The 19150-nt window shown below is 48.5% G+C and carries 17 protein-coding genes and 1 pseudogene; 6 read left to right on the top strand and 12 right to left on the bottom strand.

Annotation, left to right across the window (positions count from 1 at the left end; all coding sequences use genetic code 11):
• Nucleotides 1–3 precede the first annotated feature (3 nt).
• Nucleotides 4–2076, bottom strand: coding sequence for a serine protein kinase (locus tag IPJ88_02005; protein ID QQR90542.1), 2073 nt, complete (start codon nt 2074–2076; stop codon nt 4–6).
• A gap of 155 nt (nt 2077–2231) precedes the next feature.
• On the opposite strand from IPJ88_02005, the gene IPJ88_02000 reads away from it, so the two are divergent.
• The 3 genes from IPJ88_02000 to IPJ88_01990 all read left to right on the top strand — a co-directional run bounded on the left by IPJ88_02000 (nt 2232) and on the right by IPJ88_01990 (nt 5847).
• Nucleotides 2232–3524, top strand: a complete 1293-nt coding sequence (locus IPJ88_02000) for a diguanylate cyclase (protein ID QQR90541.1) — start codon at nt 2232–2234, stop codon at nt 3522–3524.
• 10 nt (nt 3525–3534) lie between these two features.
• The gene (gene phnD, locus IPJ88_01995; GenBank protein QQR90540.1) at nt 3535–4437 is read left to right on the top strand and encodes a phosphate/phosphite/phosphonate ABC transporter substrate-binding protein; all 903 of its coding nucleotides are present in this window, start codon (nt 3535–3537) and stop codon (nt 4435–4437) included.
• Nucleotides 4438–4518: 81 nt separating this feature from the next.
• Entirely contained in the window at nt 4519–5847 is a 1329-nt protein-coding gene (locus tag IPJ88_01990) for a PhoH family protein (GenBank protein ID QQR90539.1), read from the top strand.
• Between the two features lie 350 nt (nt 5848–6197).
• On the opposite strand, the gene coaD is transcribed toward IPJ88_01990, so the two are convergent.
• From coaD to IPJ88_01975, 3 genes are read right to left on the bottom strand one after another with little or no spacing between them, the layout of a single operon-like run.
• The gene (coaD, locus tag IPJ88_01985) at nt 6198–6686 is read right to left on the bottom strand and encodes a pantetheine-phosphate adenylyltransferase (protein ID QQR91938.1); all 489 of its coding nucleotides are present in this window, start codon (nt 6684–6686) and stop codon (nt 6198–6200) included.
• A gap of 42 nt (nt 6687–6728) precedes the next feature.
• Entirely contained in the window at nt 6729–7319 is a 591-nt protein-coding gene (locus IPJ88_01980) for an RsmD family RNA methyltransferase (GenBank protein ID QQR90538.1), read from the bottom strand.
• Between the two features lie 9 nt (nt 7320–7328).
• A complete protein-coding gene (locus tag IPJ88_01975; GenBank protein ID QQR90537.1) occupies nt 7329–8522 on the bottom strand; it encodes a PEGA domain-containing protein in 1194 nt (397 codons plus the stop codon).
• 60 nt (nt 8523–8582) lie between these two features.
• Between IPJ88_01975 and IPJ88_01970 the strand changes: the two genes are divergently transcribed.
• Both IPJ88_01970 and IPJ88_01965 read left to right on the top strand, forming a co-directional pair.
• The gene (locus tag IPJ88_01970; GenBank protein ID QQR90536.1) at nt 8583–9014 is read left to right on the top strand and encodes an MBL fold metallo-hydrolase; all 432 of its coding nucleotides are present in this window, start codon (nt 8583–8585) and stop codon (nt 9012–9014) included.
• Nucleotides 9015–9030: 16 nt separating this feature from the next.
• Nucleotides 9031–9354 (top strand): hypothetical protein, encoded by a 324-nt coding sequence (locus IPJ88_01965; protein ID QQR90535.1) that lies wholly within the window; start codon nt 9031–9033, stop codon nt 9352–9354.
• Here the strand turns inward: IPJ88_01965 and IPJ88_01960 are convergent.
• The 5 genes from IPJ88_01960 to trxB all read right to left on the bottom strand — a co-directional run bounded on the left by IPJ88_01960 (nt 9351) and on the right by trxB (nt 13839).
• Nucleotides 9351–10106 carry a 3'-5' exonuclease gene (locus IPJ88_01960; protein QQR90534.1) on the bottom strand — a complete coding sequence of 252 codons (756 nt, stop codon included), beginning with the start codon at nt 10104–10106 and terminating at the stop codon, nt 9351–9353. The two genes, IPJ88_01965 and IPJ88_01960, sit on opposite strands and share 4 nt — an antisense overlap.
• Nucleotides 10107–10129: 23 nt before the next feature.
• The gene (locus tag IPJ88_01955) at nt 10130–10288 is read right to left on the bottom strand and encodes a hypothetical protein (GenBank protein ID QQR90533.1); all 159 of its coding nucleotides are present in this window, start codon (nt 10286–10288) and stop codon (nt 10130–10132) included.
• 149 nt (nt 10289–10437) lie between these two features.
• Nucleotides 10438–10989 (bottom strand): prepilin-type N-terminal cleavage/methylation domain-containing protein, encoded by a 552-nt coding sequence (locus tag IPJ88_01950; GenBank protein QQR90532.1) that lies wholly within the window; start codon nt 10987–10989, stop codon nt 10438–10440.
• A gap of 141 nt (nt 10990–11130) precedes the next feature.
• Nucleotides 11131–12783, bottom strand: a complete 1653-nt coding sequence (locus IPJ88_01945; GenBank protein QQR90531.1) for a pentapeptide repeat-containing protein — start codon at nt 12781–12783, stop codon at nt 11131–11133.
• A gap of 108 nt (nt 12784–12891) precedes the next feature.
• Nucleotides 12892–13839: a thioredoxin-disulfide reductase gene (gene trxB, locus IPJ88_01940; GenBank protein ID QQR90530.1), complete on the bottom strand. Its 948-nt coding sequence runs from the start codon at nt 13837–13839 to the stop codon at nt 12892–12894.
• Between the two features lie 232 nt (nt 13840–14071).
• Here trxB and IPJ88_01935 point away from each other — a divergent pair, with 232 nt between their 5' ends.
• Entirely contained in the window at nt 14072–14722 is a 651-nt protein-coding gene (locus tag IPJ88_01935) for a hypothetical protein (protein ID QQR90529.1), read from the top strand.
• On the opposite strand, the gene acs is transcribed toward IPJ88_01935, so the two are convergent.
• From acs to IPJ88_01920, 3 genes and pseudogenes are all read right to left on the bottom strand, one after another.
• Nucleotides 14712–16649: an acetate--CoA ligase gene (gene acs / locus IPJ88_01930; GenBank protein QQR90528.1), complete on the bottom strand. Its 1938-nt coding sequence runs from the start codon at nt 16647–16649 to the stop codon at nt 14712–14714. The genes IPJ88_01935 and acs overlap by 11 nt on opposite strands.
• Nucleotides 16650–16832: 183 nt before the next feature.
• Nucleotides 16833–17990: a homogentisate 1,2-dioxygenase gene (locus IPJ88_01925; protein ID QQR90527.1), complete on the bottom strand. Its 1158-nt coding sequence runs from the start codon at nt 17988–17990 to the stop codon at nt 16833–16835.
• Between the two features lie 4 nt (nt 17991–17994).
• Nucleotides 17995–19145 (bottom strand): annotated as a pseudogene (locus tag IPJ88_01920) (VOC family protein).
• Between the last annotated feature and the right edge of the window lie 5 nt (nt 19146–19150).

Genomic DNA, 19150 nt, shown 5'->3' with positions numbered 1-19150 from the left:
TCTTTAACTCTGCTTAACATCACCACGTGCGAAAATACTTGAAACAAAGGAAAGAACATCGTTTGCCGATGCTTCGTTGTAACCGTAGTTCTTGATGAGACGGCTCTTGATGACGTCGATCTTTTCCTGAGTGTCTTTATCAATCACATTGGACACAAAGCTGCTCAGTTTGATGGAATCTTTTTGGTCATCAAAAAGCTTCATTTCAAGCGCACGTCGGAGACGGTCATTGGTATCAAAGGAAAAAATCTTTCCTTCAATCGCAAGTGCGCCAATGTAGTTCATGATTTCGCTACGAAAATCATCTTTGCGGTTTTCGGCAATGTCGATCTTTTCTTCAATCGAACGCATAAGTCGTTCGTCTGGCTCTTCATCACGTCCGGTATAACGGTTTTTGACTTTCTCCTTGAGCGCGTAAGCACGGATATTGTCGATGTAGTTGGCGCAAAGTCTGGAAATAGCTTCTTCGTCTGCGCTGATGGCACGTTGCACTTCGTTTTTAACGATTTCTTCGTATTCGGACTTAACAACGCCAATTAGCTCTCGATAGTGTTTGCGTTGCTCTTCGTTCGAAATCAAAGAGTGGTTGCGCAGGCCTTTGTCGAGCTCATTGAGTACCATAAAGGGGTTAATGTAACCTTCGACACCATCACGCACCAATGTGTTGGAGATTTTATCCTGAACATAACGTGGGGAAATGCCCTCAAGGCCCTCACGTTTTGCTTCTTTACGGAGCTCTTTAACATTGTCCTGCGTGAAGTTTGGAAGCACCTTGCCATCATAGAGTTTCATTTTCTGCAACTGCGTAAGGTTGTGCTTTTTGGGAGCTTCCAAGCGAGTGAGCACAGCCCACATGGCTGCAACTTCCAATGTATGCGGTGCAACGTGTTTGCCGCGCAGTTTTTCAGATGAAAAATCCTTTTCGTAGATTTTAATCTCTTGGCTTAGCTTGGTGATGTAAGGGATATCGATTTTAATCGTTCGATCCCGGAGCGCTTCCATAAACTCGTTGTTGAGAAGCTTTTGGTATTCGGCTTCATTGGTGTGACCAATAATGACTTCATCAATATCAGTCTGTGCGAATTTCTTTGGCTTGATTTTGTGTTCTTGAGTAGCGCCAAGAAGATCATAGAGAAAGGCAACGTCGAGCTTGAGTACTTCGACGAACTCGACAATGCCGCGGTTTGCGATATTAAATTCGCCATCGAAGTTAAAAGCCCGTGGATCGGAATCGGATCCATAAACCGCAATTTTTCGGTAATTGATATCGCCGGTTAGCTCTGTCGAGTCTTGGTTTTTTTCATCTTTAGGCTGGAAGGTGCCGATACCCAGTCGATCTTGTTCACTAAGAATGAGACGTTTGACACGAATATGATTGGAGATCACTTTGGACCAGTCTCCGTTGTATCTCTCAAGCAGCGCGTTAAAAATGAAACGACACGCGGGATCGAGTTCTCCTTCGATGCGAATCCGACATTGGTCGTTGCCCAGTGCTAGTTCGCGAATGGCGCGCTCCCGCCATTGAACAGGAATGAGCCGCAAGGGCTCTTCGTTCATAGGACACGGAAAATCACCGTGATGATCGTCGCTGCTGACGAGAGCGGAGTCAGCAAGGTTGCACCACTTGAAAGTGTAAAGCGCGCCTTCAGGTTTGCGCGAATAGTGTTCGGTGCCCTTTTTGAGCAAACGCGCGATGGTGCTTTTGCTTGAACCCACGGGACCATGCAACAAGATGACGCGTTTCTCAGGTCCGTAGCTGTGAGCGGCTGCCTGAAGGACGTGAACCAGGCGCATCAGCGGAATGTCTAGGCCATAGATTGCGTCTTTGCCACCGCCAATCGGGTCGCTGAAAAAGGGGTAGCGGACGAGGCGCTTTTTATTATCAATGTATTCTTCCTCACCGTAGCTTACGACCATGTCATAAAGGCGCTGAAAAGCGTTGCGGGTCACTTGGGGTTTATCGCGGACAATGTTTAGATAGTCCTCAAAAGAGCCTTCCCAATGTAGGTCGCGATACTCGTCATAGTCTTGTAAACTTGCGATCTTAGAGATCATTTCAAAGCGTGATGAAGACATTTGGCCCGGTGCTTCCTTTCCGCGAGACTCCGCCGCGATTCCTGCTAGTATGTGGGAACTCTTATATAAGGATATCGGACTCAGCACTTTGTTGCCAGAAGCCAACTTTGTTGAGTGTGATATTCAACTACACATGAAGGTGAGGTAAGAATTCGGTGGGACTCCCGACCAAGGTTGCCATTTGGACTTTTGGAGTCGTTTCGTTGGTTGCTTTGCTAACCCTAGGGGCGGTTTTTGCGCAGACACAGCACACCTATCATCGAGATTTCCTTCGAAATAGCCAACAGGGCCTAGAAATACTGGCTACGGCCATCGGGCCAGATTTGGCGGCTGGGAAGCATTCTCGCGTTCAGGCTACGGTCGATTCGGTAGCCAATTTTCCTGAACGCTATCCCGATTTAGTTAATATCCGAGTTTTTGGTACGAACAAGCGTGTCGTGGCGGCCTACGATCCCCGGGACTTTGGAAAACATCTAAGCCAGCTCAAAACAGGCAACATCCAAGAGGATGTGGAGCACGGTGTGGTGAATTTTCAAATACCTGTGCGGATGGCTTATACGGTAGGTAACATTGAAGCGACCCTGAGCGAGGCGCGCTATCGGAGTGCGCTAAGAGCTGCGTTTTTAAGTGGCGGTATTCTGGTCGGTGTCGCAGCGCTTGTTTTGTCTTTGGTGCTCTTTCTCACCCTAAAATTCCAAATTTCTGACCGTATTGTAAAGCTTGCGGATGCTGCCACCAATTTTCGCGAAGGCCACATGGACCAGCGTGTTGCTTCGGTCGGTAACGACGAAATCACTTCACTCGGGGTTTCATTTAACCGAATGGCGGAAGCTATTCAAAAATACACCGAAAACTTACAGCAGTTAGTACGAGAACGAACTAGAGCGTTGCAACAGGCTAACGAGCAACTTTCTCGCATGGTGATTACAGATTCATTAACCGGTTTGTTCAATCGACGTCATTTTGTTGAGCGTGCCCGCCGAGATCTTGAAATAGCGAGACGTTCTGGGAAGCCTTTTTCGCTGGTCATGTGTGATTTGGATCATTTCAAGAACATCAATGATCAGTATGGTCATTCAGTGGGCGACGACGTTCTACAGAGTACCGCTGAGGTACTACAAAGCGAAGCCAGGCTGGCAGATTTAGTAGCTCGGTTGGGCGGAGAAGAGTTTGCGATAGCCATGCCAAACACTTCACTGCCTTACGCTGCTGCAGCAGCTGAGCGTCTGCGCGCAGCCATCGAACAAGCCGATAAAAGTCGCTCAGGCCTTCCTCCTATAACGGCAAGTTTCGGGGTAGCGTCCTTTCCGCAGCATGGTGAAAACCTCGAAGAATTAATGATTTCGGTCGACGAGGCGATGTACGCCGCGAAAAAATCAGGTCGCAATTCAGTTGCACCGGCTAAAATCGATGAACAGGCACGAACACTGACATCGTATCGAAAATGAGGAGCGTCCTATGAGATTGTTTCCAATTTATGCCATCGGATTACTCCTTTTTATTTCATGTGGTCAGGTTAAGCAGCCCGAAGGCTCAGACGACTCTTATGATGAAACTGCTGTCGAATCTTTACGCAACATACCGCTCACCGAGATCGTTTTGGGTGTTTATGAACGCAGTGTGGGAGAAACGACTGCCCACGATCTTCAGCCGCTGATTGATTTTTTGGAAAAGAAAACCAAATACGACTACAAAGTTCTCGTGTATCCAGAGGTCGACGATTTAGTTGCAGGCATGCGTGAAGGCTTGGTTAATTTAGGCATTTTCACACCAATGACGTATGTGCAGGCTCGCAAATTGCTTCCTGGTATTCAGCCCTTGGTCACGGCGACACAGCAAAGCTCACCAACTTATGTTGGCTACCTCGTTGTAAATGAAAAAAACCAGGCTGAAACGTTGCCAGACCTTAAAGGTAAAACCGTAGTTTATGTGTCCAAAGATTCAACTTCTGGGTTTTTGTATCCACGCTCGCTTATAAAGAGTTGGGGCTTTGACCCAAATAAATTCTTCAAGAACGAACGTTTTGCTGGAACACATTCTTTGGTGATTGAACAGGTAGTTGCAGACAGTAGCCTTGTGGGGGCCGTGGGTCAGGGTTTTGTAGATGAAAGCTCACTTCTGAGGCATTCAGAAGCCGCGCAGCTTAAAGTTGTGGCGAAAACCGCACGCATTCCATTTGACTGCGTTGCTGCAACAAACAGACTTCCTTATGAAGCGCGATCGAACATTCGAGCGGCACTCGTGTCAATTGATGACGACCTTGAGGTTTCCAAGGAGCTCCGATTCCGCTGGGGCTACGATGGTTTTGTGCTCAGCAGTAATCAACGCTACGATGCGGTGGCCCAGCAATTTGATCCCTAAAATGAAGCTTTTGACTGCTTTGGACCCTCTCGGTGTACCAATTTTGTTTGATTCGTGGGCGGGTTTTGATATCTTAATCAAGTGAAGAAAATATACGTGCTCGACACCAACGTGCTCCTGCACGACCCCTCAGCGCTCTATAAATTTGAAGACAACGAAGTCGTGATTCCGATCTATGTGATCGAAGAGATCGATCGCTTCAAAAAAGAAGCCAGTGAGCTTGGTAGAAATGCGCGAACCATTACACGCACAATTGATGACTTGCGTGAAAAGGCCAATGGCACACTGCAAAGTGGTTTTAGCTTGGAGGAAGGTGGCATGCTGCGTATAGCAGTCCCGCCAGATGCGCTTCAGCTTCGCGTCATGGACAACGCAGCGATGGATCATGCCATCGTAAAAACCGCCCTTGAAGTGCATGAGGCAAACCCCGACGTGCCTACTATTTTTGTCACGATGGATGCGAATCTACGGATTCGTGCGGATGCCTTGGGTTTGCGCGCTGAGAACTATGAAGGCGGCCGCATCGCAATCGATGAACTGTACAGCGGTGTCGTGGACGGCAGCTGCGCATCCGAGGTTGTGGATAAACTAGGTCAAAAAGCAACCATTTCAATCACTGATATAAAGTCCACATCCGATATCTACAGCAACGCATGCATTATTGCGAAAGATGAGGCTTCTGAAACGCATACAGCGCTTGGCAGGCGCCGCGGTGGTTCGGATGAAATCCACCCTTTGCATATTCCGCGTGATGGTGCATGGGGAGTCCGTCCTCGTAACAAAGAACAAAGCTTTGCGATTGATCTTTTGCTCGATGACAAAGTTAATCTTGTAACGCTAGTTGGCAAAGCTGGCACTGGAAAAACTTTACTAGCGATGGCTGCAGGATTAAAGAAAGTTGTTGAAGAGGGTGTGTATGCACGCCTCTTGGTGTCTCGACCGATTTTCCCCTTAGGCCGCGACATTGGCTATCTTCCTGGTGATTTAGATGAAAAGCTAAATCCGTGGATGCAACCTATTTATGATAACCTTGAGTACATCTTTGCAACGGGCAGTACGCGTATGTCGCAAGGCCGGAACTATGTTGAGCTCGTGGCAAGTGGCTTGATTGAGGTCGAACCGCTCACCTATATACGAGGCCGCTCGCTTCCGAATCAGTTTTTAGTTGTCGATGAGGCCCAAAATCTAACGCCCCACGAGGTCAAAACCATCATTACCCGTTGTGGCAGCGACACTAAAATAGTGCTTACTGGGGATCCGTATCAAATTGATAATCCTTATGTGGATGCGGCAAGCAATGGTCTTACTGTATTGGCTGAACGCTTTCGAGAAGAGGCCATTGCAGGACATGTTACTCTCAGAAAAGGTGAGCGCAGTGAGCTTGCAGAACGCGCTACCCAGCTGCTCTAGGTAACTGGTCAGTCCGTGGTGCCTGCAAGGACTTTTTCCGAGGTTGTCGATGCACGCGCTCGCGCGGTGTGAGCCACCCACTCGACATATTCGGCTTGCGTCCTCGGGGCTCCTCCTCATATACTGACGTATAATCGTCCTCGCCCCTGTGAGGGTGTCTGGGACGGAGTTCCAGCGAAATGAACTCCGGGGACCCTAGACCTGCCGAGAATCTACGAAAGCCTCGGAAAAAGATTTGTCTTCTGGCTTTGTCCTCGTGTTCGTATACTTTTTGGTTAACTGCTGACCTTTGTTACCCACTGACCGGGTACCTGCTCTAGACGCTTGAAACGGTGATATTCGTTGTGTCTTCAGCGGTGAGTCTTTAGTTTATCACGAAGTGCTTGTTCGACGTGGGTGGGTACCAAGCCTGAGACAGATGCACCGAGTCGGGCTACTTCCTTTACTAAGTTAGACGCTACATAGAAGTACGCATCATTTGCCATGATGAACACTGTTTCGATATCTGGATTGAGCTGACGGTTCATGTTGGCCATTTGCAGTTCGTATTCAAAATCTGCAACTGCTCGAAGACCACGCAGGACGATACGAGCTTGTCGTGATTTTGCGTAGTCCACAAGTAGACCATCAAAGCAATCGACTTCTATTCGCGCTTCACCACGAAAAGTTTCCGCAATTAAGTCGGCTCGCTCTTGTACTTCGAAAAGAGGGTCCTTTTTTGGATTACGAAGTACGGCGACAATGACTTTTTCAAAAGCAACTAGACCGCCCTGGATAATACTAACATGTCCGTTAGTGATAGGGTCAAAAGAGCCAGGATAGATAGCGACTGACATGATGTTAAACGATGCTCCAATCTTCAAACAGTATCGTGTGTATATCTACAGACATGCTGACTGGTTTTTGATGGTTAGCAGCCAAATGGTAGTGTCTCCGTATCGGTAGGGCTTAGCATCACTAAAGGGTGATGTGAAATCGGCTTTTGTTGAGGAGGCTGTTTCCAGGAGAAAAAGGCTGCCCGCGGTCACTAGACTGCTCGCGGCAATGAGATGAAATAGCGGTAAAAAATCGGTAAATTGCCGGTAGGGAGGATCTGCATACACCAAATCAAAAGGTCCTTGCGTGACTCGGAGAAGATCGTCCAGAGCGCGAGAGCTAGCCAAGGTTAAGTTTATCGTTGCCACGTGAATGCTTTGCTTTGAGCCTAAGGCTTCTGCATTACGGACGATCGTGTTTCGCATTGCAGAATCGCTTTCTATCAAAGTGGAATGACTAGCCCCCCGCGATAGAAACTCAAAACTCACTGCCCCTGTTCCAGCAAATAAATCGAGGACATTCGCGTCCTTAATACAATCGCGTGAAGCGAGAGCTGAACAAATACCCTCGCGTGCTCGATCTGTTGTCGGGCGAGTATTCATTGTTTTCGGCGGAATGAGTTTGCGTCCGCGCCATTGACCACCAGTGACTCTCATGCCCGCAATCTAAAAACGAATGAAAGCATTGAGCATGGCGCGGTTTCGTCCCACGGAGGGTTGAAGAGCAAAAGTCGCTTCGCGTTCGTCGGAAAGACTGTTGTCCTTATGGTCATCATCTTGGGCATTGATGACTAGCATGGTAATGCCAGCACCCACTCCAGCAATACCTAATCCAAGAAATACGTATTGCAATACTTCAAGGGTATCTGCCTCGTCGCAAAGTGACGTCACGCGTTGAACATCGATTTCAGATGCATTGCCTGAAGGAACAAAGCCGTTAGCGGCAGCTTGGCATACATCTTGGCTTCCTAAACCAGGAAGTTCGCGATAAGCAACGAGATCGGCATCGTGATCGATGGTGTACAGCCGCAACATGGAATAACCGGAAAGCCCAAGGAACACGCCGCCTAGTGCGATGGATCCCCAACCAAGCCATACGAGTTCCGAGCTAGCCGTATCCGAGCTACCGGAAGAAGAGTCGCTTTTTATCAACGTGACCCGGACCTGGGTCTGTTCGTGAGAATCGACTTCGATTTCCTTTTCGAGAGTTTCATACCCAGGTGCAGAAACGACGAGCTTGTGTTTACCAATGGGCGTTTGCCCTGCGGTAAAATCCTTGCCGTTCGAACTTAGCAAAAGATTCCCACTTATCCGGACTTCTGCTTTGTTGGTATTTAGTACTTCGACCGCAATTGAGCCAAGGTTTGGGCGCTCGACAAGCTGAGCGATGCATTCCGCTGCGAGCTTGTCGACATTTCCGCTCTTTGTTTCATAGGGACTGATCGTCCGATTGATTGAAAATTCAATATGACGCGTGGCAAGTGAAAAAACCTGCAAACTAAGTAGGAAATCAAAATCTCCCGAGTGGTTTGATCGCCTTAAAATTCCGTAAATAATAGTATCGACACCCAATGACCGTGCGATTGCGGTTAAACATCCGTTGTCCGTATTGGTGCATCCATGCGCAAGACTAAGCTGTTGTATTGAGGAATTTAAGCGCAAGACATTCCACTCGCTAACCTGTGTAGCCTTTGATCGTAGGGCGATGCTGAGACGGTGCGCATAGTCATCGTCTCCTTCCATTGACTGGATTCCCAATACGGCTATTTGGGGACGTCCTTTGGCCTGGCTTTTGCTTGGAAGAACGGTGCCGCCGAGAATCAATAAGAGGAAAAAAGCAGAATAAAATACTCTGGACATGGTTTTGCTTCAGTCTTGAGGTAGATAATTCGCGACCGGAAGCTATGCTAGCATGGTCCTATGAAGGTAGAAACCATTCCTTTACTGAGTGATAATTACGGCTATTTGTTGCTGGATCCAAGTAACAAAAGCGCTGTATGTATTGACCCCTCTGAATCGGGGCCGATTATACAACGTCTTCGAGCGCTCGGTTATCGTCTAAGCCAGATTTGGCTGACTCACCACCACTGGGATCATGTAAACGGGGTTTCAGAATTGGTTGAGGCTTTCAAACCCGAAGCTATTTTGGCGAGCATCTACGACCTTGAACGGCGCCGAGTGCCCTATCAGAACCAAGTGGCTCATGAGCAAAGTACGATTGGTTTTGCAGGAAATGTTTTGAAAACACACGAAGTTCCAGGGCATACCCTGGGTGCTTTAGCCTATGAAATCGATGGCTCACTTTTTTGTGGAGATACACTTTTTTTTGGGCGGTTGCGGTCGGTTGTTTGAGGGAAGCCCAAAACAAATGTACGACTCGCTCGAAAAACTAAAAAATCTTGATTCAAGACTCGATATCTATTGCGGTCATGAATATTCCCTTGCAAACATTGAATTTGCACTCGCAATCGAGCCCCAAAACCTAGCAATTAGACGATGGAAAGACAGCATTCATAAACATGGTAAAGTTACCGTTCCAGGTAAGCTTGAACATCAAAGAATCGTAAATCCATTTTTGCGCTGCAATGATAAGCATTTCGCAGAGTGTGTTTCTGAACTCGATCCAAGTGTTGATACAACGGATCCGGTGTCTGTCTTTGCGGCACTGCGCCGAATGAAAGACAAATTCTAACGACGTCTGGCGCGCCAGGATGCAAATTCCATTTCCTGTCTCGCGGCATACTGGACTTGCAAACGAATAAGCTCGCCATAGCTTTCGGGCAGCTTAGGTGCCATAGCAAGCAATACACGTCCTGCAGCTTCAGCATCGCCCGACGCTCGGTGCGCATTTTCAAGAGGAATATTCAAACGCTGAGCCATGTCGGTGAGTTTTTTACCTTTTTGATACTTGAACAGTTCACGAGCCCAAACCAAGGGGTCGATCCATTGCACGTTTTGGCGCAGCGCTGGAATGTGGTTGAAGTCCGTTTGACCGGTGCGGGCGACCTCTGCAAACAGAAAACCACGGTCAAAAGAGGCATTGTATGCCACGACCAAACGATTGCTTAGTTGTTTGATAACTTCTTCTTGAATTTCTTCCCACTTCGGTGCGTCGGCTAAATCAGCATCCGATATTCCATGAACGGCTTCGGCTTCCTTTGGCACAGGGATAGTGGGGTTGACCAACCAGTTGTGGCGTTCCGTGCATTCTCCATTTTCAAAACAAACAATGCCAACCTCAACAACGCGATCGGTCTCGGCGAAGCGACCGGTAGTTTCAAAGTCAATGACGCAAAAGGGCATGCTGACCCAAGGTGCTGCGGGATCAAATTCCCTAACAAGTCCTTCGACGTTTTTTTCGACAGCAGCTAAGCTGTCTTCAATACCAGGATAATGGTGTCCAGTGGGAAAGCATCCACAGTTTTGAGCATGAGATCCGCGCATGGTTCGCAGAATGCATTAATTTCTTAGAACTTTCCAGACATACTGAGAAAGGTCATCTTTGCGTTGGTTTCGCGTAGACGTGAAGAAAGCAAGGTGACGAAATTCCAAAGGATCTCATAAGCGAGATCTTTATGAAGGAATAACAAATCCTCGAGTTCATCTTTGGCTAGCCCGCGTGTCACCGGCGTTGAAGCTCTCTTGTCTCGCAATGCTTGCAATCAGTTGCAAGCCCTTTGGAGACAGTCCTTCGAAAAGACTAACCTTGCCCAATGCGTCTGCTACGTCCATGAGCGCATCTTACCCAAAAGCGAGACGATAATCTACGGGGCTTTTACTCGCTTTCGTTCAGGATGTAGATGCTGCGTTGGTGATACAGCTCGTTATTATCGTTGCTTGCGGTGGCTAGCTCAAAGCGGCTAAATATGTTGTCACCATCAAGATCCCCCATCGCCATGAAAGTGTACAGAGTCGTATTAGCGCTTTGTTTGCATACGGATGTAGCTGAGGCACTGACAATGCGAAAGCCATAGTAAGCTTGTCCCGTCAGGTTAAATCCGATAGCACGGTATTCGGCGACATTTTGAAAATCAACGTGTTGCTTTTGTGCGCTGGGTGTAGTGGGCAATAAGCTTGTCGTGCCAACAATACAATGGCCGGCGTCGGCGCTCGTAAGGCCTTGCGATCCTACCTGGCCCTTTTGGTAGTAGCTGGAAGCGCCCTTGAATAATGAGTTTAGATGCGTAACGGCTTCAGAGGACTTTGATTTTTTAACATATTGGCCAAAGGCAGGAACCGCCAAAGCTACCAATACTTGAATGCATGCAAAGACAACGATGAGTTCTATCAACGTAAATCCTTGCTCGCGGTAGGTTCTCTTTCGCATGGCTACTCCTTTACTACTTCTTCCGGTGCATTTGCGCTTTGCCGCTGAGTCTTTCCATTTTTGCATTCCCACCCTGCTGGCAGCAGAGTGGCGCTATCGCAAAGCGTTTGCTCAAAACCACGTATGTGTGAAATATTCCAATCAGTCGTGATTAGGCCTCCGATGTGAGCGCCCTTTTAACGTAGCTAACTGTAAGTCAATGCTCTGGACCATTGCGTTTCTAAGATTGGCTCCAGTAAGGTCTGCGTTTCGTAGTTTAGCAAAGTTTAAGTCAGCGTTGCTTAGATCTGCATCACGCAGATCAATGTTAGTAAAGTCTCTGAAACCTTGAGTTACTAAAAAGCGTACCGCTTGTGTGCGAGCCTCCAGTCCTGAAGCGTGTAAACGCTCTCGTGCACCGAGGGTCGCGGCAAAAGGAATAAGTCCAGACATGTAGACAATGGATGCAGCCGCTGCACTGATAACAATAAAACTAAAATGTCGGTATTTGGGGCTTGCGGGTAAAGAAAGCGTAGCAATACCTGCAAAACCTGAAGCCATAACTAACACTATGGGAAGAACAGTAGCGATTGCACTCAAGGAATAGGCCAACATGGCGCTCGCAAGAAGACCGACTACCCCCAGACTGCCAATAACAATCCTGGTTTTATTCTGCATGCCAAACGCTGGCTCGGGAACTTCGCTGTCGCTAATCTCTTGGACAGGGTGAAGCTCTTTGCTCTCTGGCGCGTGTTCTTTTTGCGCAGTGCGCAAAGCCATACCAACAGTATCGGAGCGAGTCCATTGCGATAGATCTTGAGCAAGAGCCTTGACCGTAGCGTAGCGTCCGTCGGGGTTCATCAAGGTGCAACGTCGGGCAATGCGAATCAAACCTTCCGGTTGATTTGCATAACTCTTGAGGGAGGGAACAGGATCAACCTCTTGCCTTGGATGCTCTCCTGTCAACATAAAGAGCAGGAGTTTACCGAGGCTAAAAATGTCAGATTTCGTGGTAGGAGGATGGCCGGCAAGAACTTCCGGTGCAGTGTAAGGGCCGTAGCCGTGTGTGGCATCGATGTCATTTTTAAGACTTACTTTGGGATTGATGAACCCGATTTCGGTCACAACCGGGTTGAGATCATCATCAAGTAGGATGTTCCCAGGCCTAAGGCAGCCGTGTACGTACCCAAACTGATGAATGCCATCCATGGCATTGCATAGACGTTGCATGAAAAGAAGAATGCGGTCGGTCGGCCAACCCAAAGCGAAGATGTCAGTGGTGCGACCTACCGACAGGTATTCTGTGATAAGCGCATCACGTTCTTTGCTCATGCCGTAGCAACGCAGAACACCACGTACCGGGCCAGCTTTAGTAAGCTTGGCCATGATCTTCGTCCCGGTTATAAACTTTTCTTTTTCGTCGTCTGAAGCGCCGGGGTGAACGATGTATGCGACTGCTTCGAGTTTCTTTCGATCTTGTGCTTTCCAGACGCTCCACACAGGGTTTGGTGTCCGGTTTCCCATACGCTCGGTTAAAGTTAATCCCGCGATTTCGTCGCCAGCCCGTACTCTTGGTTGCCTCAGTCCAGTCGGGCTTTCGTTTGCATGTTGCTGCTCCGTCATAGAAGTTGGCTCAAGCGATTCAACTTCATCGATGACTTCTAAGGTCTCTTCGACTACTTGCTGCAAAGGAGGCGGACTGGGCTTAGCCTTTGGCGGGATGTTGGTCACCGCTTCGGCAGATTGCTCCTCAGTTTCACTTAAGGCTTCTGAAATGGCCTCAGAAATACCCAGCTCTTCCGATATACGCTCCATGCGCCTCTTTCCAATCCATGACCACGAGAAGCTAAGCTAAGGATCACCCAATTTGTAGTGTAACCTTAATAGTGGAGGATGGCTAAAAAAATCCCGTAGAAAGGGATTTTATAGGAGACCTTTGGCGCCTAGCAAACGCTCTGCTTCAAGAGCGGCCATACACCCGGTGCCAGCAGCAGTAATGGCCTGGCGATAAACATGATCCTGAACGTCGCCGCAAGCAAAAACCCCTTCAACATTGGTTTGCGTGGTACCTGCTTGTGTGCGGATGTAACCATTTTCATCGAGGTCGAGCACACCTTTAAACACAGCGGTGTTTGGCGTATGGCCAATAGCGATAAAAAGACCTTGAGTCGGATAGATTTCTTCTTTTCCGCTCTGGGTGTTTTTGATTTTGATCCCTGTGACAGTTCCGGCGTTAATATCAAGCACGTCCGTCACTACCGTGTTCCATAAGAATTTGATCTTGGGATGCTTTTTAGCTCGATCTTGCATGATTTGTGATGCACGAAGCTCGTCTCGACGATGAATGATGGTGACACTTTTGCAGAGGCCTGCAAGATACAAAGCTTCTTCTAACGCTGTATCGCCGCCACCAACCACGCACACGTCTTGGTCTCGAAAGAAATAACCATCACAGGTTGCGCAAGCACTCACGCCTCGGTTCTGGAGTTTCTCCTCGTTCTCGAGTCCGAGCCAACGAGCTTTGGCACCGGTGGCTACGATGATGCTGTGTCCTTTGTATTCATCGTCTCCTACCCAAACACGAAAGGGTGCTTTGGAAAAGTCGACACGATCTACATCAGCGGCAACGATATCGGTTCCAAAACGTTCGGCTTGTTTGCGAAAGAGGGCCATAAGGTCGGGACCCTTAACTCCTTCGGGAAAACCTGGGTAGTTTTCGACCTCGGTGGTGATCATAAGTTGTCCGCCGGGGATTCCGCCACTGACAAGACCTTCAATACAGATTGGCTTTAGATTAGCGCGTGCAGCATAAATAGCTGCTGTAAGCCCTGCGGGGCCAGAACCAACAATAATGACATTTCGAGTACTCATAACCGGGACCTCAAGAGAAAGCTGTTGATTGGTTTATTGCAAAGGAAGGCGATGAGGCGCAAGAGGAAAAAACTGCAGAAATAGCGTTAGAGCACTTTCCAAGCGTATTGGCTTATGTGTTGTGAAAAAACTCTTGTTTACCTGGTATTTTCGACACAGTGGGAGTGAAGGCGCGCCTGTACCGATCGGAGCATTAGGGCGGTATCGTTGATGTTGTGCTACTTTTGTGGCTATGGGTTGGGATCGTTCAAAACCTCTGTGTTTGGTCGGCATGTCCGGCGTCGGAAAAAGTTACTGGTCAAGGTTACTGTGTGAAACACATGGTTTTTCACATCTTGATTGCGATCAATTGATTGCTGCACGTCTTGGCGAATTGATTGTGCCCGAGCCAGGGGAGAGGGCCGTGCATGCGGTTGGCCGCTGGATGGGTATGCCCTGGACAAAAAACTTTGCGGAGCACGAAGCTCAATATTTGGAGCTTGAAGCAGAGATTACCGATCAAGCTTTAAGCCAAGCGCTTGATGATATGAAAAGCAACAGACAGGTCCTGGATACGACCGGAAGCGTGGTCCATTTGCCTGAGGCGCTCCAACATAAGCTGCGCCAACACAGTTACGTGGTGTACTTGCGAATGCCTCCTTCGGAGCATCGACGCATGCTTGAGCTTTATTTAGCAGAGCCTAAACCTGTTGTTTGGCAATCCTTGTTCTCAAAAAAAGCAAGCGAAGGCGACAGAGAGGCTTTGCTGCGTTGCTATCCACAGCTGCTCAAAGAAAGAGACCTTCGCTACAGCCGACTTGCTGAAGACATCATTGATGCACAACAACTTAGCGGCATGGATGCCACTCATTTTTTAAAACGAATCGAATCTTCTAACGCTTAAGCCGTTCGTCGATTAGACTTTGCAGGATACTTGGATCAGCCAAGGTGCTTGTGTCGCCCAGTTCAGCGTAGTCATTGGCAGCTATTTTTCGCAAAATGCGCCGCATGATTTTCCCTGAGCGAGTTTTAGGTAGCATCGGCGAAAATTGGATGAAATCCGGTCGAGCGATGGGACTAATCTCATGTGCGACCCACTGCTTGAGAGTAGCTTGCAGCTCGTGTGAGGGATGTGCAGAGTGGTTAAGTGTCACAAAAGCGTAGATTCCTTGTCCTTTGATGTCGTGTGCAAAAGCAACAACAGCCGATTCTGCGACATCGGGGTGGGCAACGAGTGCGCCTTCAATCTCAGCCGTACCGAGACGATGACCTGATACATTGAGCACGTCATCGACTCGCCCTAAAATCCAGTAGTCTCCATCGGCGTCGCGGTAAGCTTCATCGCCACTAAAGTATTTGCCGGCGTAATGCTCGAAGTAACCTTTTTCAAAGCGAACTTGGTTGCCGTAGATTCCTCGGGTCTGCCCCGGCCAACTATCAAGCAATACCAAATCACCTTTGCCTTCGCCTTCAACTATGTTGCCGTCTTTAGAGACCAACGCTGGTTTGACTCCGAAAAAAGGCCGTCCCGCTGAGCCGGGTTTAAGTGCGTGAGCTCCAGGCAATGGCGTGATTAGTATGCCACCGGTTTCGGTTTGCCACCAGGTATCGACAATGGGGCAACGCCCTTTGCCAACAACGCGATGGTACCATTCCCAGGCTTCGGGATTGATTGGCTCACCCACACTTCCCAATAAACGTAGCGAATCGAGTTTGCAATGCTCAACAGCGTGATCCCCGAGACGCATCAACGCGCGAATCGCAGTCGGGGCGGTGTAAAAAATACTGACTGAATATTTATCGCATATCTCCCAAAAACGTGAGGGCGTGGGATGGGTCGGAACCCCTTCAAACATTAATGTTGTGCAGCCATTGGCGAGCGGTCCGTATAGAATATAGCTGTGACCAGTAATCCAGCCAATGTCAGCTGTGCACCAATAGATGTCGTTTTCTTTGCAATCGAAAACATACTGATGAGTAAGCGATGCATGAACTAAGTATCCCCCGGTGGTATGAACCACGCCTTTGGGAGAGCCGGTCGAACCAGAGGTATATAAAATAAACAGCGGATCCTCAGCGTCCATGGCCTCGCAATCCGTGTAGGGCACGGATTCTTGGGCAAGTGTTTCAAAATCGCGATCGCGTTCTTCAAACCAAGAGATATCAGCCATGGTGTGTCGAAGCACGAGCACACACCGAACAGTTGGGCCATCTTGCAGAGCCTCATCGACGTTCGCTTTCAGTGGAATATGCTTAGCGCCACGCACTCCTTCATCGGCGGTAATCACAAAATCGCTTTTGCAATTTTCAATGCGATTGGCGATTGCGTGGGGAGAAAAGCCAGCAAAGATCACGGAATGAACTGCGCCAATGCGTGCACAAGCCAGGACTGCAAAAGCCAGTTCGGGAATCATCGGCAAGTAGATGGTAACGCGGTCACCTTTTTTTACGCCAAGCTTGCGCAAGACGCCGGCAAAGCGACACACCTCGTCGTGAAGCTCTTGGTAGCTAATGATTCGCTGTTGATGGTTTTCATCGCCTTCCCAAATAATAGCCGTTTTGTTCGCTCTATCGGGCAAATGACGATCGATGCAATTGTAGCAAGCGTTGAGCTTTCCGCCTTCGAACCAACGAATATGGATGGGCAAATCATAACGGATGTCTTTTACTTTGGACCATGTCTGAATCCAGTCCAAGCGTTTGGCTTGCTCAGCCCAAAAGTCCTCCGGATTATCTATCGAATGTTGATAAAGTTTTTCATACGTTGCTTTATCGATCCACGCTTGTTTTGACCAATCTTCTGAAACCTCAACACGCCGCCCTGCTGCCATTGCTATCCCCTTTCGTTTTCAAGCATGAACTATATGAAGATAGCAAACAAGACGGAGGAAATGACTGTCCTGGACTAGAACTCACGCATGCGTTCGTTTCTGGCGCTGAGGCGTCGCTTGGAGCGATTGCTATTTATCTTGCAGATCGTTTTCCTGAAGCAAAGCGTTTCCCAATGCTAAATACTAAATAAAGCTCTCGTGGTAGCTTTGATCTTCGATGATCGAAGCTGCTGGTGTTGAGTTGAGAGTCTCGAAGGTATCGAGCATTACGGCCAACTCTTTCGTTTCTTTAACGCCAATGCTGGATTCATATGCCCCCGGGTGCGGTCCGTGAACGATTCCTTTGGGATGATAAGAAATGCTGCCTGCATTAATGCCTTTGCGTGAACTGAATTCTCCGGAGCAGTAAAATAAAACTTCATCGCAATCGACGGAATGGTGAGGATAGGGGCAGGTAAGCGCCTCGGGATGAAAGTCCAATTGACGTGGGACAAAGCTGCAGATGAGTGCGCCGCGGGTTGCAAAGGTGCCATGCCACGTTGGAGGAAGGTGAACCAAGCCGGCACGGGGCTGAAAGTTCAATATTGGAAAGACGAAAGGATAAATACTGCCGTCCCAGCCCACGACATCGAGGGGCGTATGCTCGTAGCGCAAGCCATGAAAGGCTCCTGCGTTTTTAACCAGCACATCGCGAATCTTTTCGTCTTGAGGTCCTCTGAACTGAGGACTCTTGAAATCCCGATGACAAAAAGGTGCGTCCATACGCAATTGCCCGTTTTCGTTACGCCATTGTTTTGGGATGTTCATTCCTCCCAAACATTCAATACTAAGCCAATGCTGCTCTTCTTTTGAATCAAGTGAAAAACGATGCAGCATGCCTTTGGGAACATAGAGATAATCATTTTTCTGAAAAGCGAGATCGCCAAGTGCTGTGCGTAAAGTGCCGCCGCCCTGATGAATGAAGAAAAGGTCATCTCCGTCGGCATTGACAAAATAGAGCTCGTCATCAACGTTGGGGCGCGCGACGGAAATCACCACATCGCGATTGAACAGGAGCGGTATGCGAGCATTTTGTGGTGCGCCACCGCTCGTGAGTTTGCTGCTTTGAAAATGTCGCTTTGCAAGAGTCTGGTCTTGGTCTGCTTTGGGAAGCTGCCAGCCTTGAGCGTCTAGCTTAATTCGGCGCTGTGTTTGAGGACGATGAACGTGGTATAATATAGTGTAGGGGCCATCAAAGCCTTGGCGCGTATAGCATTCTTCGTAATACAGCTTCCCTTCGGGGCTCTTGAAGGCAAGATGATGTTTCTTTGGGACTTCGCCAGCCAAAATACGCTCAATCACAAGCTTAGGCCCTTTCACTCATCTGCTGGCGTTCAATGCTTTCAAAGAGGGCTCGGAAGTTGCCTGCTCCAAAACCGTGATCACCTTTGCGTTGGATAATCTCGTAGAAAAAAGCCCCGCTGTTTTGGTCTTTGTTAAAAGATGCAGAGTCTTCAAGAAAAATTTGTAGCAAATATTTGTGTTCGGCTTGTCCGTCAATCAATATTTCAAGCTCTCGGAGAACTTCGATGTCTTCATCGATGTGGGCAATGCCCGTTGTCTTTAGACGTTCCGGTAGCATGTCGTAGTAGGTCCCTGGGGTGGGCATGAATTCAATGCCTTTTGCGCGAAGGCCACGGACAGCAGACAAAATGTCTTTGCAATGCATAGCCAGGTGTTGAACGCCGTCGCCACGATGGTCTTCATGGAAAACATTGATTTGCGAACGTTTAAAGTTCGGCCTCATCGGTTCATTGTTTGCGAATTTACAGCGGAGTGTGGGTCCCACATGACCACGGATTTCAGCCCTGAGCCTTCATGATCGTCGCTTTTGCTATGATCTTGAGTGTGAAAGGCAACGTCCCAATAGCGCTCAAAACCAAGCACATGTTCAAGCCACAGTAATGCTGGCGTCATGGTTTGAAAATTCGAGGTGACATGGTCAAAGCACTCGAAGCCAAAAGCGTTCTGTCCGCCACCTGCTTTTTCGTAATAGTCTATGCCAGGAAGAAACGAACGGTAGCCGTGACGTTCTATGAAACGGAAAGTCGTATCGCCAAAAGGTGTTGTGATGGAAAAAAAAGCAATGCTGCCCCCGTCGTCTTTATAGCGTTGGATGTCCGTAATCGGGGTGCCACCACGTTTTTCGAGCAAGGAAAAGCAATGCTCAATATCTTCGACGTTGAAAATGAGAGTGCCTATTCCATCGGGGTGCACGCGAAAATAGCGCGCGGCGCGTGCACTTTCATCGCTTGGGCTTGAGACGAGAACATTGCATCCACCCGCTTGGAATAGGAGTGATTTTTGTCGACCTGCCTGTTTTAGTTCGCCGCTACTTTTCCCGAGTTCTTTAAAGTCCATGAGCTCGGTGTAAAAAGTCCTGCTCCGCTCAAGGTCACGTACATAGTAATGAACTGCTTCGAGATTGCGAATACCGAGGGATTCCGTTTTGCTCATGGCTT

The organism is Myxococcales bacterium (assembly GCA_016699535.1).
GTDB lineage: Bacteria > Myxococcota_A > Polyangia > Polyangiales.
Note: the sequence above shows the minus strand (reverse complement) of the source record. Positions and strands in the feature narration are given on the sequence as shown.

Excerpts from the sequence above, each read along its gene's own strand:
- trxB (QQR90530.1), bottom strand. The coding sequence starts at position 13,839 with ATGAGTACTCGAAATGTCATTATTGTTGGTTCTGGCCCCGCAGGGCTT.
- IPJ88_01935 (QQR90529.1), top strand. The coding sequence starts at position 14,072 with ATGGGTTGGGATCGTTCAAAACCTCTGTGTTTGGTCGGCATGTCCGGC.
- IPJ88_02005 (QQR90542.1), bottom strand. The coding sequence starts at position 2,076 with ATGTCTTCATCACGCTTTGAAATGATCTCTAAGATCGCAAGTTTACAA.
- IPJ88_01980 (QQR90538.1), bottom strand. The coding sequence starts at position 7,319 with ATGAGAGTCACTGGTGGTCAATGGCGCGGACGCAAACTCATTCCGCCG.
- IPJ88_01975 (QQR90537.1), bottom strand. The coding sequence starts at position 8,522 with ATGTCCAGAGTATTTTATTCTGCTTTTTTCCTCTTATTGATTCTCGGC.
- IPJ88_01945 (QQR90531.1), bottom strand. The coding sequence starts at position 12,783 with ATGGAGCGTATATCGGAAGAGCTGGGTATTTCTGAGGCCATTTCAGAA.
- phnD (QQR90540.1), top strand. The coding sequence starts at position 3,535 with ATGAGATTGTTTCCAATTTATGCCATCGGATTACTCCTTTTTATTTCA.
- IPJ88_01970 (QQR90536.1), top strand. The coding sequence starts at position 8,583 with ATGAAGGTAGAAACCATTCCTTTACTGAGTGATAATTACGGCTATTTG.
- IPJ88_01950 (QQR90532.1), bottom strand. The coding sequence starts at position 10,989 with ATGCGAAAGAGAACCTACCGCGAGCAAGGATTTACGTTGATAGAACTC.
- IPJ88_01960 (QQR90534.1), bottom strand. The coding sequence starts at position 10,106 with ATGCGCGGATCTCATGCTCAAAACTGTGGATGCTTTCCCACTGGACAC.
- acs (QQR90528.1), bottom strand. The coding sequence starts at position 16,649 with ATGGCAGCAGGGCGGCGTGTTGAGGTTTCAGAAGATTGGTCAAAACAA.
- IPJ88_01965 (QQR90535.1), top strand. The coding sequence starts at position 9,031 with ATGTACGACTCGCTCGAAAAACTAAAAAATCTTGATTCAAGACTCGAT.